Source organism: Frigoribacterium sp. RIT-PI-h, assembly GCF_001297205.1.
Taxonomy (GTDB): Bacteria; Actinomycetota; Actinomycetes; order Actinomycetales; family Microbacteriaceae; genus Frigoribacterium.
The window spans coordinates 1-14037 of record NZ_LHOZ01000121.1; the positions used below are offsets into that span (position 1 = coordinate 1).

Here is a 14037-nt window from a genome sequence, read left to right on the forward strand (position 1 = left end):
TTTCGGCGGCCATAGCGAGAGGGAAACGCCCGGTCACATTCCGAACCCGGAAGCTAAGACTCTCAGCGCCGATGGTACTGCAAGGGGGACCTTGTGGGAGAGTAGGACACCGCCGGACTCCTTTTAGAAACACCAGAAGAGCCGCCCCAGATGGGGCGGCTTTTCTGCGTTATGGGACGATCGTCGAGTACTCGCACCGCGCCTCCTGCGCTTGCGGTCACTTTGGTAGAGTCGTCCCTTCACAACTCGACAGCTGGCAGAGAACAACAGAGGAGCACTTCGGTGACTGATCGCGACGACGACGACCGCAAGGACGGCCCGCGCCGCCCCTCCTCGGGCTCTGGCAGCGGTGGGCCTCACCGCGGTGGTGGAAGTGGCCGCCCGTCTTCCGGTGATCGAGGGCGTCCTCCAGGGGATCGTCCTACCGGTGGTCGCCCTCAGCAGGGTGGCCGTCCGGCCGAAGGCCGTCCGTCGGGCGGACGACCGACCGGAGGGCGCCCGTCGAACGACCGCCCCCAGCGCGGGGAACGCCCGTCATCGGGTGACCGCCCCCAGCGTGGAGACCGTCCCTCTTACGGTGACCGCCCCCAGCGTGGAGACCGTCCCTCTTACGGTGACCGCCCCCAGCGCGGGGATCGTCCGTCTTACGGCGACAGGCCTCAGCGCGGTGGTCGCCCCGGCGGCGATGATCGTCGCGGAGCGGGCCCTCGTGCCGGCTCGACCGGGCGTGGTGATCGCCGGGAGGCCTGGAAGCCTCGTGAGACCCCGGAGGACCGCGATCCGTTCGGCATCAAGTCGGTCCGTCCGGCGCAAGAGGTCGCGCACGTGCCCGACGACGTCGAGCCCCGTGACCTCGACAAGGTGGCGCGGGGTGAACTGAAGACGCTCAGCAAGGAGAACGCGGACTGGGTCGCCAAGCACTTGGTCATGGCCGGTCGACTGATCGACGAGGACCCGGAGGAAGCCCACAAGCACGCCCTGTCGGCAGGTCGTCGCGCCGGGCGCATCTCGGTCGTCCGCGAGACGATCGCCATCACCGCCTACCAGGTGGGGGACTACGCACTGACGTTGCGGGAGCTCCGCACCTACCGTCGCATCTCGGGCCGCGACGACCAGTTGCCCCTGATGGTCGACAGTGAACGCGGTCTCGGTCGCCCTGAGCGGGCACTCGAGCTCGGGCGGTCCGTCGACGTGTCGACCCTCGACGCGCAGGTGCGCGTCTCGCTGGCCATCGCGATGTCGGGTGCGCGACTGGACCTCGGCCAACCCCAGGCGGCCCTGGGTGAGCTCGAGATCCCCCAGCTGGACCGCACGAAGGCTTTCAGCTACAGCCCCGCCCTCTTCGCGGCGTACGGCACGGTCCTGGAAGATCTCGGCCGTCCCGACGAGGGGGAGAAATGGCTCGAACTCGCCGACCGCGCCGAGGACGCACTCGCGGCCCTCGAGAGTGGTGGCGCCGACGGTGAGACCGTGGAGATCGTCGAGGAGGACGTCGACGTCGTCGACGACCTGCCCGTCACGCTCGACGAGTCCGACGACGCGTCAGATGCAGCCGACGCGTCAGATGCAGCCGACGTGTCAGATGCAGCCGACGCGTCCGATGAAGCCGACGTGGACGAGGACATGGACGCGGGGGCCGCGGACGGCGACGACGTCGTCGCGGTCGACCCCGAGACCGAGCCCGACGACGGGTCGGAAGAGAAGCGCGACGAGGAGCACGGACAGCACGATGAGACTGCCGATCCCGACACGACTCCGCCGGTCACGGACGACCTCGACGACCACCGTGGCTGATGCCGCGACGCCGCTCGACGGCGTCGACACCGTCCTCGCCGATCTCGACGGGGTGGTGTACCGGGGGCGACACGCCATCGACCACGCGGTCGACAGCTTGACGGACGTGGCTCGCACCCGTCGCGTCGGGTACATCACGAACAACGCGTCCCGGACGGCCGAGACGGTGGCCGGTCAATTGGCCGGCTACGGGCTCGAGGTGGGTGCCGACGACGTGGTGACGTCCCCGCAGGCCGCGGTGCGCCTCCTCGTCGATGCCGTGCCCGCCGGCTCGACGGTCCTGGTGGTCGGCGGGGAGGGGTTGACGTCGGTGCTCGAGGCGGAGGGGTTCGTCGTGACCCGCTCGGCAGACGACGCCCCCGCCGCGGTCGTCCAGGGCTTCAGCCCCGACGTCGGGTGGGCGCAGCTCGCCGAGGCCTCCTTCGCGTTGCACACGGGCATCCCGTGGATCGCGACGAACACGGACTGGACGATCCCGCAAGAGCGAGGTGTCGCACCGGGCAACGGCACGCTCGTGTCCGCGGTGCACACGGCCGTCGGGCGCCTGCCCGTGACCGCCGGCAAGCCCGAGACCCCGATCTTCACCGCCGCCGTCGAGCGGTTCGGGGCGACGAAGGCCGCGTTCATCGGCGACCGGCTCGACACCGACAGCGTGGGGGCGAACGCGGCGGGGCTCGTCTCGATCCTCGTGCTGACCGGCATGGACGGGGCGAAGCAGGGGCTCGCCGCGGACGCAAAGTCGCGGCCGGACTTCATCGTCGGCGACCTCCGCGAGCTGGACCAGCCGTATCCCGAGACCGTCGAGCGCGACGAAGAGGACGTGCACGTCGTCACCGTCCGCGGTGCGAGCGTCGCCGTCCGCGGTCACGTCGTGCGCGTGTTGTCCGAGGGGGACGACCCCGTCGACCTGCTGCGCGCCGGGGCCACCGCCGTGTGGGGGACCGGCAAGGCGATCTACGGGCTCGACGTCGACCCCAAGCTGCACGCCGACGGCTGATCGCGCCCGCCCCGACCGTCAGGGGCGGCGACTAGTCTGGACGGCACCATGAGCGACCATCCCGACGCCACCGTCCGCGGCGACACCGACCTCGACGTCGTCGATGCCGCAGACCGTCAGGAGGCGCGGGTCGCGTCCGCCACCCGCTTGGCCGACATCGAGTCCCAGCCCTTGGCTTCCCGGGCCCAGGCCTTCGGAGGGGTCCACGACGAACTCCGAGCGGTGCTCGAGGGAATGACGGACGACATCGGTCAGGGCGGTCGGTGACGGCCTCCGAGGCGCCGGGGGACCGACTCGACTCGGTGCTAGCCCGGCGCGGTCTCGCCCGGTCACGTACGCATGCCGCCCGGTTGCTGTCGGACGGGCTGGTGACGGTCAACGGCGTCGGGGTCGTGAAGGCCTCTGCCCGGGTGGCCGAGTCGGACGAGGTCGCCGTCGCCGGGCTCGATCACTACGTGAGTCGCGCGGCCCACAAGCTGCTGGGCGCCCTCGACGCGTTCGGTGTCGACCCGACGGGCCGCACGGCCCTCGACGTCGGCGCGTCAACGGGCGGGTTCACTCAGGTCCTCCTCGAGCGCGGTGCCGACCACGTCGTCGCCCTCGACGTCGGCCACGGTCAGCTGGCCAACCCGGTGCGCTTCGACCCGCGGGTCACGATCGTCGAGGGCGAGAACGCGAGGTACCTGACGGCCGAGCGGTTCGCCGCGTTGACGCCCCGCGCCTCCTCGGTGTCGCTCGTCGTCGCCGACGTGTCCTTCATCTCGCTGACGATGGTGCTGCCCGCGCTCGTGGCGAGCGTGGGTGTGGACAACGACTTCGTCATGTTGATCAAGCCGCAGTTCGAGGTCGGTCGGCAGGGGGTCCGTGAAGGCCTCGTGCTCGACCCCGTGTTGCGGAACGAGGCCGTCACGACCGTGTTGTGGGCCGCCCACGACCTGGGGCTCGGCACGGCCGGGCTCATCTCGTCCCCGATCGTCGGTGGCTCGGGCAACCGCGAGTACTGTGTGCACTTCTCGGCCTCGGCCGGGACGAATCCGACAGAATGGCTCAGCACGGCCGACAGCTTGACGAGAGGGTGAACGACATCTCTTCGACACGACACATCCTGGTCGTCTCGCACACGGGGCGCCCCGACTCGATCGACGCCGCCCTCGAGGTCTGCGGGCTGCTGGGCGACGCCGGCGTGGTGCCCGTGCTGCCCCGCGACGAGTGGGACGACATCCGTCGGGCCCAGCCCACGGCCGCCATCGACGACGTCGAGATCCTGTTCGACGGCGTGGCCTGCGACGACCTCGAATGCGTCATCGTGCTCGGCGGTGACGGCACTATCCTGCGTGCCGCCGAGTTGATCCGCGGCACCCGGGCGCCCATCGTCGGCGTCAACCTCGGGCACGTCGGCTTCCTGGCCGAGAGCGAGCGCGACGAGATGGCCGACACCGTCGCTCGCGTGCTCGCCGCCGACTACGAGGTCGAAGAGCGTTTCGCGCTCGACGTCAAGGTCACCAACGGTGACGAGGTGGTCTACGAGACCTGGGCCATGAACGAGGCGACGGTCGAGAAGGCCTCGCGCGAACGCATGCTCGAGGTCGTCATCGAGGTCGACGGTCGTCCCCTGTCGTCGTTCGGCTGCGACGGCGTGGTCATGTCGACGCCGACCGGCTCGACCGCCTACTCGTTCTCGGCCGGCGGCCCCGTGGTGTGGCCTGCCGTGCAGGCGCTCCTGCTCGTGCCGCTCAGTGCCCACGCCCTCTTCGCCCGCCCGCTCGTCGTCGGGCCCGACTCGGTGCTCGCCGTCGAGGTGCTGAGCCGCACCGACGCCCGCGGCATCCTGTGGTGCGACGGCCGTCGCGAGCACGACCTGCCCCCGGGGGCCCGGGTCGAGTGCAGCCGCTCCGACCAGCCCGTGCGACTCGCCCGCCTGCGGACGGGCCCGTTCACCGACCGTCTCGTGGCCAAGTTCCAGCTGCCGGTCACCGGCTGGCGCGGTCCGGCCCCCGTCGAGGACGCCCCCGCCGAGTCGGGCACCTCGACGTCGCCGACCGTCGCAGCAGCCGAGGGCGACCGATGATCGAAGAGATCTCGATCCGCGACCTCGGTGTGATCGGTCGTGCCACGCTGCCTCTAGGTCCCGGCTTCACGGCCGTCACGGGCGAGACCGGTGCGGGCAAGACCATGGTCGTGTCGGCGCTCGGCCTGTTGCTCGGCCAGCGTGCCGAGAGCGGGGTCGTCCGCTCGGGCAGCCCCCAGGCCGGGGTGGACGGCCGCTGGCTGGTCCCTGCCGAGGGGGCCATCGTCGAGCGGGTCCGTGACGCGGGCGGCGACGTCGACGACGGCGAACTCTTCCTCAGCCGTGTCGTCTCGGCCGAGGGGCGCAGCCGCGCGGTCGTCGGCGGGCGTACGGCTCCCATCGGCGTGCTCGGTGATCTCGCCGACCATCTCGTGGTGGTGCACGGCCAGTCCGAGCAGATCCGCCTCAAGTCCGCCGCGGCCCAGCGTGCGGCTGTCGACGCGCACGGCGGGCCCGCTCTGGCCCAGGCCGCCGCACACTACCGCGGGGCCTACGACGCCTGGCTGGCCGCCCGCGCCGAACTCGACGAGATCACCCGCGACCGCGACGCCCGGCGTGACGAGGCGGAGAGCCTCCGGGCCGCGATCGACGAGATCGAGGGGCTCGCTCCCGTGGCCGGCGAACTCGACGAACTCGACGCCACGGCCGAGCGGCTGAGCAACGCCGAAGACCTGCGGCTGGCGGCCGGGCTCGCCCCCGAGGTGCTCTCGACCGACGCGGTCGACGGCCCCCGCGACGTCGCCCCCCTCGTCGAAGAGGCCCGGCGTCAGATCGAACGTGTCGCGCCTCACGATCCGGCGCTCGAGCCGATCGCCGACCTGCTGGCCGAGGTCAGCGTGCAGGCCGGAGAATCCGCGTCACGCCTGTCGAGCTACCTCGGCACCCTCGACGCCGACGTTGCCGTCGAACTCGAGTCGGTGCAGACGCGTCGCGCCGACCTGGCCGGGCTCGTCCGCAAGTACGGCCCCACCCTCGACGACGTCATCCGGCTGCTCGACGACGGCAGCCGACGCCTGGTCGAGCTCGACGGCGACGACGACCGACGCGCGCACCTCGACAACGACGTGGCCGAGCGGCGGGCCGAGGCCGAGCGGCGGGCGGGCGTCCTGGGCGGGCTGCGCCGCGCCTCCGGGGCCGACCTCGCGACGCGCGTCAGCGCCGAGTTGAGCGCCCTGGCCATGACCGGTGCCGAGATCGTCGTCGAGGTCTCACCGCGCGACGAGCTCGGGACGAGCGGCGGGGACGTCGTGTCGCTGCTGCTGAGGCCGCACCCCGGCAGCGAACCCCGGCCGCTCGGCAAGGGCGCATCCGGCGGCGAGCTGTCCCGCGTGATGCGCGCGCTCGAGGTCGTCATGGCCGGGTCGAGCGACGTGCCCACGTTCGTGTTCGACGAGGTCGACGCGGGCGTCGGCGGGTCGGCAGCGATCGAGATCGGTCGACGTCTGGCAGCGCTCGCCGAACGGGCGCAGGTCATCGTGGTGACGCACCTGGCCCAGGTCGCCGCGTTCGCCACGAACCACCTCCGCGTCGTGAAGGACGCTTCGGGCGAGGTGACCGCCAGCAGCGTGCATCAGCTCGACGGCGACGAGCGGGGCGCCGAGATGGCCCGTCTCCTCTCGGGGTTGCCCGACAGCTCCAGTGGCCTCGAACACGCGCGCGAGCTCCTCGAGCTCGCCTCGTCGGCCCGACGACCGGCGACGGCCGACACACGTTCGTAACAGGCGTGGTCTGTCGGAACGGCTCGGTGTGACATAGGATGGAATCCCGTGGTGAACGTTGAGAACTCGGGTCCAGATGCCAGCACGACGAAGCACATCTTCGTCACCGGAGGCGTCGTCTCCTCCCTCGGAAAAGGCCTGACGGCCGCCAGCCTGGGCAATCTGCTCACGGCCCGCGGGCTGCGCGTGGTCATGCAGAAGCTCGATCCGTACCTGAACGTCGATCCGGGCACGATGAACCCGTTCCAGCACGGTGAGGTCTTCGTCACCGACGACGGTGCCGAGACCGACCTCGACATCGGGCACTACGAGCGCTTCCTCGACATCGACCTCGGTCAGTCGGCGAACGTCACGACCGGCCAGATCTACTCGACCGTCATCGCGAAAGAGCGACGCGGCGAGTACCTCGGTGACACCGTGCAGGTCATCCCGCACATCACCGACGAGATCAAGCGGCGCATGCGTCAGCAGGCCGACGACGATCCGAAGCCCGACGTGATCATCACCGAGGTGGGCGGCACGGTCGGCGACATCGAGAGCCAGCCGTTCATCGAGGCCGCCCGTCAGGTTCGCCACGAGCTCGGTCGCAAGAACGTGTTCTTCGTGCACGTCTCGCTCGTGCCCTACATGGGTGCGTCCGGCGAACAGAAGACCAAGCCGACGCAGCACAGCGTCGCCGCCCTGCGGTCGATCGGCATCCAGCCGGACGCCCTCGTGCTGCGCAGCGACCGCCCCGTCAGCGAGAGCAACAAGAAGAAGATCGCCCTGATGTGCGACGTCGACGAAGACGCGGTCGTCAACGCGAAGGACGTCGCGAGCATCTACGACATCCCGGCCATGCTGAACGACCAGGGGCTCGACGCGTACATCATCGACCACCTGGGTCTCGGCGAGAAGGCGGGCGAGGTCGACTGGTCGGGCTGGCAGCCCGTGCTGACGGCGGTGCACGAGCCGAAGCACGAGGTCACGATCGGCCTGGTCGGCAAGTACATCGACCTGCCCGACGCCTACCTCTCGGTCACCGAGGCGCTCAAGGCCGGCGGGTTCGCGCACCAGACCAAGGTGTCGCTGACCTGGATCCCCTCCGACGACTGCGAGACCCCCGAGGGGGCGGCCAAGGCGCTCCGCGGCGTCGACGGCATCTGCGTGCCCGGCGGCTTCGGCATCCGCGGCATCGAGGGCAAGCTCGGGGCGCTCCGCTACGCCCGCGAGAACGGCCTGCCGGCGCTCGGTCTCTGCCTGGGCCTGCAGTGCATGGTCATCGAGTACGCACGCAACGAGGCCGGCCTGACCGGCGCCTCCTCGTCCGAGTTCGACCCCGACACCGAGTACGCGGTCGTCGCGACCATGGCCGAGCAGGTCGACATCATCGCGGACGGCGACCTCGGCGGCACCATGCGTCTCGGCCTCTACCCGGCCGCCCTCACACCGGGCTCGCTCGCCGCCGACCTGTACGGCTCCGAGCTGGTCTCCGAGCGTCACCGCCACCGCTACGAGGTCTCGAACCAGTACCGCCAGCAGATCGCCGACGCCGGCCTCCGCTTCTCGGGCACCTCGCCCGACGGCACGCTCGTCGAGTACGTCGAGCTCGACCGCGACGTCCACCCGTTCTACATCGGCACGCAAGCCCACCCCGAGCTGCGGTCGCGCCCCAACGACGCCCACCCGCTGTTCGCCGGGCTCGTCGCCGCATCCCTCGAGCGCCACGACGCGAGCAAGCTGTTCGCCGACGAGGCCGACGCCGCCGAGGTCGTCGCGTGACCGACGCGTTCTCGGCGGCCACCGGCCCGCTCGCCGACGAGCCGGCGTCGCCGACGGTCACGAAGACCGAGGTCGTCTTCGAAGGCGCCGTCTGGAACGTCAAGCGCGACACCGTCGACTACAACGGCTCGCCGATGGTGCGCGAGTACGTCGCGCACACCGGTGCCGTCGCCGTCCTGGCCGTCGACGACGAGCAGCGTGTCCTCGTCATCAAGCAGTACCGACACCCGATCCGCACCCGCGACTGGGAGCTGCCCGCGGGTCTGCTCGACGCCGAGGGTGAGAGCAAGCTCGACGCCGCCAAGCGCGAGCTCGCCGAAGAGGCGGACCTGCGGGCGACGACCTGGGACGAACTCGTCTCGTTCCACACCACGCCCGGCGGCAACGACGAGATGGTCACGGTCTACCGTGCCACCGGCGTCAGCGCGACGGAGGGGGCGTTCGAGCGCAGCGACGAAGAGGCCGACATCGAGAAGCGCTGGGTCTCACTCGACGAGATCGTCGACGGTGTGCTGGCCGGACGCTTGCACAACTCGATCCTCAGCATCGCGGCGCTCGCCGCGGTCGCGTCGCGCTGAGGCGCGCGTCGCCCCGTCGGTGCAGGGGCCCCGGCCGTAGCCTGGCCTGGTGACGATCGAGGAGGCGCTGGACCGGTACCTGAGACACGTCTCGGTCGAGCGCGGCCTCAGCCCGAACACGACCGCGGCGTACCGCCGTGACCTCGTCCTCTGGCGGGCTCACCTGGCGGAGGCCGGTCGTCTCACCCTGGACGAGGTCGAGCCCGGGGACGTCGCGACGTTCCCGGCGGCGCTGGCGACCCGCGCCGAGAAGCCGCTGGGCGCCTCCTCGGTGGCCAGGGTGCTGTCGTCGGTGCGGGGCTTCCACCGCTTCGCCCTCGAGGAGGGGCGGGTCGCGGTGGACGGGGCCGCCACCCCCCGGCCTCCCAAGCTGCCGAGCCGCCCCCCGAGGGCCATCCCGATCGGCCAGGTCGAGGGGTTGCTCGCCGCCACCGACGGCGCCGAGCCGACCCGACTGCGCGACAAGGCCCTGCTCGAGCTGCTCTACGCGACGGGTGCGCGGGTGAGCGAGGCCGTGTCGCTCAACGTCGACGACGTGATCGAGGGTGACGTCGTGCGTCTGTTCGGCAAGGGGAACAAGCAGCGCATCGTGCCGCTCGGCAGCTACGCGCGGCGGGCGCTGGACGCGTACCTCGTGCGTGCCCGACCGGTGTTCTCGCCGCGGGGAGAACCGACGCCCGCGTTGTTCCTCGGCACGCGCGGGGCCAGGGTGTCGCGGCAGAACGCGTGGCTCATCATCCAGGCGGCGGCCGAGCGGGCCCAGCTCGGCCTCGAGGTGTCGCCGCACACGCTGCGGCACTCCTTCGCGACGCATCTGCTCGAGGGAGGGGCCGACGTCCGGGTCGTCCAGGAATTGCTCGGGCACTCGTCCGTGGCGACGACGCAGATCTACACGCTGGTGACGGCGGACGCGCTGCGGGACGTCTACTCGACGGCGCACCCGCGGGCACGATGGGCGTCGTGACCGGGCGACGACTCGGGCGACGACAAGGCGCCGACCGGGCCCGGACCCAGCGCCGACCCAGCGCCGACCGAGCGCTGACCCCGCGCTGACCAGGCAAAACCCTCAAGCAAGGCATGAGGCTTCCTGGTGACGGGCCGGGCGCGGCAGCCCGTGGGCGTCGGGGGTCGCCGGTACTCTCGTACCCGTGAGCACCAAGCCGACCTCGAGCACCCCCGCCCTCTTCGAGAGCGCTCCGGCGACCGTCCCCGCGAACGGCCCCACCGGGCGCCCGCGTACCGAGTTCCCGACTCCTGCGCCCCTGTCGAGCCACGGCCCGGCCCGCATCATCACCCTCTGCAACCAGAAGGGCGGCGTCGGCAAGACCACCACGACGATCAACCTCGGCGCCGCGTTCGCCGAGTACGGCCGCCGCGTGCTGGCCATCGACTTCGATCCGCAGGGCGCGCTGACCGCCGGCCTCGGCGTGCAGTCGCACGACCAGGCCACGATCTACGACCTCATGATCGGCGCGGTGAAGGACGCCCACGACGTCATCGTGCCCACGCGTGTCGACAACCTCGACGTCATGCCGGCCAACATCGACCTCTCCGCCGCCGAGGTCCACCTCGTCAACGAGGTCGCTCGCGAGCAGATCCTCGCGCGCATCCTGCGCCAGGTCAGCGACGAGTACGACGTCGTCCTGATCGACTGCCAGCCCTCGCTCGGCCTCCTGACCGTCAACGCCCTCACCGCGGCGCACGGCGTGCTGATCCCGCTCGAGTGCGAGTTCTTCGCGCTCCGCGGCGTCGCCCTGCTCGTCGAGACCATCGAGAAGGTGCGCGACCGGCTTAACCCCGCGATCACGCTCGACGGCATCCTGCCGACCATGTTCGACTCGCGCACCCTGCACAGCCGCGAGGTGCTCGAGCGCGTCGTCGAGGGGTTCGACGACCAGGTGCTCGAGACCGTCATCGGTCGCACCGTGAAGTTCCCCGACGCGTCGGTCGCCGGCACACCGATCACCAAGTTCGCCCCCGAGCACCCGGCGGCGCAGGCCTACCGCCAGCTGGCCCGAGAGCTGATCGCGCGTGGTGCCGCGGCCTGAGTCGGCGACCGCCGAGGTCGGCGCCGACGAGACCGCCCTCGCGGGTCCCGAGGTCTCACCCGGCTTCGAGGTGCGGCTCGAGAACTTCAGCGGGCCCTTCGACCTGTTGCTCTCGTTGATCACCAAGCGCGAGATGGACATCACCGAGGTCGCGCTCAGCGCCGTGACCGACGAGTTCCTGTCGTTCCTCCGCCGCATCGACACCGACGAGAACCTCGACCAGGCCAGCGAATTCATCGTCGTCGCGGCCACACTGCTCGACCTCAAGGTGGCGGGGCTGCTGCCGCAGGGCGAGCTCGTCGACGCCGAGGACGTGGCCCTGCTCGAGGCACGCGACCTGCTCTTCGCCCGGCTGCTGCAGTACCGGGCCTTCAAACAGGCCGCCGAATGGTTCGCGCAGCACGGTGCCGCCGAGGCCGAGCGCCACGCCCGCTCCGTGCGACTCGAGCAGAAGTACCGCGTCACGACCCCCGAGCTCGTCTGGACGCTCTCGCCCGACGACTTCGCCGCCCTCGCCACCCTGGCGCTGACGCCACGCGAGATCCCCACGGTCGGCCTCGACCACCTGCACGCCCCCCTGGTCAGCATCCGTGAGCAGGCGGCCGTCGTCGTGTCGTTGCTGCGTCGCGGGGCGGTCCTCACCTTCCGCGAACTCGTCGCCGGCATCGACGAGAAGGGCGTCGTCGTCGCCCGGTTCCTGGCCCTGCTCGAGCTGTACCGTCACGCGTCCATCTCGTTCGAGCAGGTCGAGCCGCTCGGCGAGCTCAGCGTCCGCTGGGTGGCCGAGACCTGGACCGAAGAGAACCTGGCGGCGCTGGGGGCCGACTATGAGGGCTGACGCGACCCGCGCCTCCTCGTCCCTCGAGACGCCCGAGGTCCAGGCCGAGGGGACCCAGAACCGTGAGGCCGATCCGACCACCGCGATCGCACGCCAGCTCGAGGCGCTGCTGATGGTCGCCGACGAGCCGCAACCGCTCGTCGACCTGGCGACCGCCGTCGGCGCGCCGGTCGCCGCGGTGCGGCAGGCGATCGCGGCGCTCGTGGCCGATTTCGACGGGGTCGACGGCACCGTCCGGCGCGGTTTCGAGCTGCGTGAGGTCGGTGGCGGCTGGCGATTCTACGTGCGTGACGAGCACGATCCGGTCGTGCGCGATTTCGTGCTGACGCAGAACCCGACGAAACTGTCCTCAGCGGCTCTCGAGACGCTGGCGGTCATCGCCTACAAGCAACCCATCACCCGCAGCAGCATCGCCCAGATCCGGGCGGTCAACGTCGACTCGGTCGTCCGTACGCTGCTGGGTCGCGGCCTGATCACGGAGTCGTCCACCGACCCCGAGACAGGCGCCATCAACTACGAAACGACAGGCCTCCTCTTGACCCATCTCGGCATCAACTCGCTCGATGAGCTCCCGCTCATCTCGCCCCTCCTCTCGGACGGCCAGGGGGGTTTCGACGATGTCGCGTAGTCAGCCCTCCTCCTCCGACGACTCCGAGCTGGCCTCGGGCGAGCGCCTGCAGAAGGTCATGGCGGCCGCGGGTGTGGCCTCGCGCCGCGTCAGCGAAGACATGATCGCCGCCGGTCGTGTGACGGTGAACGGCAAGGTCGTCACCGAGCCCGGCCGTCGCATCGACCCGGCGAAGGACAAGATCGTCGTCGACGGCAGCGCCGTGCAGCTCGACGCCACGCGTCGCTACGTCATGCTCAACAAGCCGGTCGGCATCGTCAGCACCCTGAGCGACGAGAACGGTCGTCCCGACCTGCGCCAGTTCACCGAGCAGTACGAAGAGCGCCTGTTCAACGTCGGTCGCCTCGACGTCGAGACGAGCGGCCTGCTCGTCCTGACCAACGACGGCGAGCTCGCGCACGTGCTCGCGCACCCGTCGTTCGGTGTGACCAAGACCTACATCGCCAAGGTCAAGGGTGTCGTCACACCCTCGGTGCTCAACGAGCTCATGACCGGCGTCGAGCTCGACGACGGCCCGATCGCGGCCGACAAGGCGACGCTCGTCGCCGGTGGCGCGGGTCTCTCGCGCTCGTCCGACTCGTCGCTGATCGAGATCACGCTGCACTCGGGGCGCAACCGCATCGTCCGTCGCATGCTCGAGGCCGTCGGCCACCCGGTCATCGACCTCGTCCGCCGCTCGTTCGGCCCGCTGCACCTCGGCACGCTCAAGGTCGGCCACATGCGGTCGCTGACCAAGGTCGAGCTCGGCGCGATCCTCACGATCTCGCGCGACGCCACGGCGGACTCGTCCGTCGACGCCGCCCCGATCACCGAGAGCCCCGACGCCCCCGTCGACGAGGCCGACGTCGTCGAGCTGGCCCTCGCCGACGACGAGGTCGAGAAGGACTACTACGACGAGGACGACGAAGAGTACGCCCCCGCCACCGGCGCCCGTGCCGAGCGCCGCCGCGCGGCGGCCCGCGACCAGGCCGAGTCGACCTCGCGCCGTGCTCAGGTGCGCCGAGAGCAGGAGGCGCGGCGCGGGCAACGCGACGAGCGTCCGACCCGAGGCGGGTACCAGGGCAACCGGCACGACGGACGCTCCGGCGACGAGCGCCCCGTGCGTGGGTACCAGGGCAACAACGACGACGGCCGGGGACGCGAGGGGCGCCCGGCTCGCACCGGTTACCACGGGGGAGACGAGCGTCCGGCTCGCGGCGGCTACCAGGGCCGCAACGACGACGGCCGGGGACGCGACGAGCGTCCGGCCCGTGGCGGCTACCAGGGTCGTGACGACCGGGGCGGGGCGCGCCCCGGCTACCAGGGACGCAATGACCACGGCCGCGGACGCGACGATCGTGGCGGCTTCGTGTCGCGTGACGACCGGGGCTCGCGCGGCGGGGTCGGCCCGCGCGACGACCGTGCCCCGCGGGGGGGCGGCGACCGCCCGCTGCGCCCGGGCGCGGAGCGCGCGGCGGGCTACCCGCCCCGGGACGCCCACCGAGACCCGCGCACCGGCCGCCCCGCGGGCATCCGCGCCGGCGGCAAGGCGACCAACCGCGGGGGGGTCGACCGCGGTGCAGCAGAGCGCGGCGAGGACGACCGAGGCGGTCGCGACGACCGCCGTG

The 14037-nt window shown here is 71.3% G+C and carries 12 protein-coding genes, 1 rRNA gene and 1 pseudogene; all 14 read left to right on the top strand.

Annotated elements, in window-relative coordinates:
* Position 1 precedes the first annotated feature (1 nt).
* Positions 2-118: ribosomal RNA gene (gene rrf, locus AEQ27_RS15555) — 5S ribosomal RNA — on the top strand.
* A gap of 707 nt (positions 119-825) precedes the next feature.
* Positions 826-1794 carry a hypothetical protein gene (locus AEQ27_RS15565; protein WP_152970415.1) on the top strand — a complete coding sequence of 323 codons (969 nt, stop codon included), beginning with the start codon at positions 826-828 and terminating at the stop codon, positions 1792-1794.
* Entirely contained in the window at positions 1730-2791 is a 1062-nt protein-coding gene (locus tag AEQ27_RS15570) for an HAD-IIA family hydrolase (RefSeq protein ID WP_082383661.1), read from the top strand. The genes AEQ27_RS15565 and AEQ27_RS15570 overlap by 65 nt, the downstream gene beginning before the upstream one ends.
* A gap of 48 nt (positions 2792-2839) precedes the next feature.
* Positions 2840-3058: a hypothetical protein gene (locus AEQ27_RS18150; protein WP_054147500.1), complete on the top strand. Its 219-nt coding sequence runs from the start codon at positions 2840-2842 to the stop codon at positions 3056-3058.
* Positions 3055-3870: a TlyA family RNA methyltransferase gene (locus tag AEQ27_RS15580; RefSeq protein WP_054147501.1), complete on the top strand. Its 816-nt coding sequence runs from the start codon at positions 3055-3057 to the stop codon at positions 3868-3870. The genes AEQ27_RS18150 and AEQ27_RS15580 overlap by 4 nt, the downstream gene beginning before the upstream one ends.
* Positions 3871-3875: 5 nt before the next feature.
* On the top strand, positions 3876-4859 hold the full coding sequence (locus AEQ27_RS15585) for an NAD kinase (RefSeq protein WP_235451131.1): 984 nt from the start codon (positions 3876-3878) through the stop codon (positions 4857-4859).
* Positions 4856-6577 (top strand): DNA repair protein RecN, encoded by a 1722-nt coding sequence (recN, locus tag AEQ27_RS15590; protein WP_054147502.1) that lies wholly within the window; start codon positions 4856-4858, stop codon positions 6575-6577. The genes AEQ27_RS15585 and recN overlap by 4 nt, the downstream gene beginning before the upstream one ends.
* Before the next feature lie 51 nt (positions 6578-6628).
* On the top strand, positions 6629-8338 hold the full coding sequence (locus tag AEQ27_RS15595) for a CTP synthase (protein ID WP_082383666.1): 1710 nt from the start codon (positions 6629-6631) through the stop codon (positions 8336-8338).
* Positions 8335-8916, top strand: coding sequence for an NUDIX hydrolase (locus AEQ27_RS15600; RefSeq protein ID WP_054147504.1), 582 nt, complete (start codon positions 8335-8337; stop codon positions 8914-8916). Before AEQ27_RS15595 ends, AEQ27_RS15600 begins: the two co-directional genes overlap by 4 nt.
* 49 nt (positions 8917-8965) lie before the next feature.
* Positions 8966-9880, top strand: coding sequence for a site-specific tyrosine recombinase XerD (locus tag AEQ27_RS15605; RefSeq protein ID WP_054147505.1), 915 nt, complete (start codon positions 8966-8968; stop codon positions 9878-9880).
* A 184-nt stretch (positions 9881-10064) separates the two neighbouring features.
* Positions 10065-10964, top strand: a complete 900-nt coding sequence (locus AEQ27_RS15610; RefSeq protein WP_054147506.1) for a ParA family protein — start codon at positions 10065-10067, stop codon at positions 10962-10964.
* On the top strand, positions 10948-11802 hold the full coding sequence (locus AEQ27_RS15615; protein WP_054147507.1) for a ScpA family protein: 855 nt from the start codon (positions 10948-10950) through the stop codon (positions 11800-11802). The genes AEQ27_RS15610 and AEQ27_RS15615 overlap by 17 nt, the downstream gene beginning before the upstream one ends.
* Entirely contained in the window at positions 11792-12430 is a 639-nt protein-coding gene (gene scpB, locus AEQ27_RS15620) for an SMC-Scp complex subunit ScpB (RefSeq protein WP_054147508.1), read from the top strand. Before AEQ27_RS15615 ends, scpB begins: the two co-directional genes overlap by 11 nt.
* Positions 12420-13217: pseudogene (locus tag AEQ27_RS18465) on the top strand (pseudouridine synthase); the annotation flags it as partial. The gene scpB and the pseudogene AEQ27_RS18465, both read left to right, overlap by 11 nt.
* Positions 13218-14037: the final 820 nt, after the last annotated feature.

Excerpts from the sequence above, each read along its gene's own strand:
- AEQ27_RS15570 (WP_082383661.1), top strand. The coding sequence starts at position 1,730 with ATGAGACTGCCGATCCCGACACGACTCCGCCGGTCACGGACGACCTCG.
- AEQ27_RS18150 (WP_054147500.1), top strand. The coding sequence starts at position 2,840 with ATGAGCGACCATCCCGACGCCACCGTCCGCGGCGACACCGACCTCGAC.
- recN (WP_054147502.1), top strand. The coding sequence starts at position 4,856 with ATGATCGAAGAGATCTCGATCCGCGACCTCGGTGTGATCGGTCGTGCC.
- scpB (WP_054147508.1), top strand. The coding sequence starts at position 11,792 with ATGAGGGCTGACGCGACCCGCGCCTCCTCGTCCCTCGAGACGCCCGAG.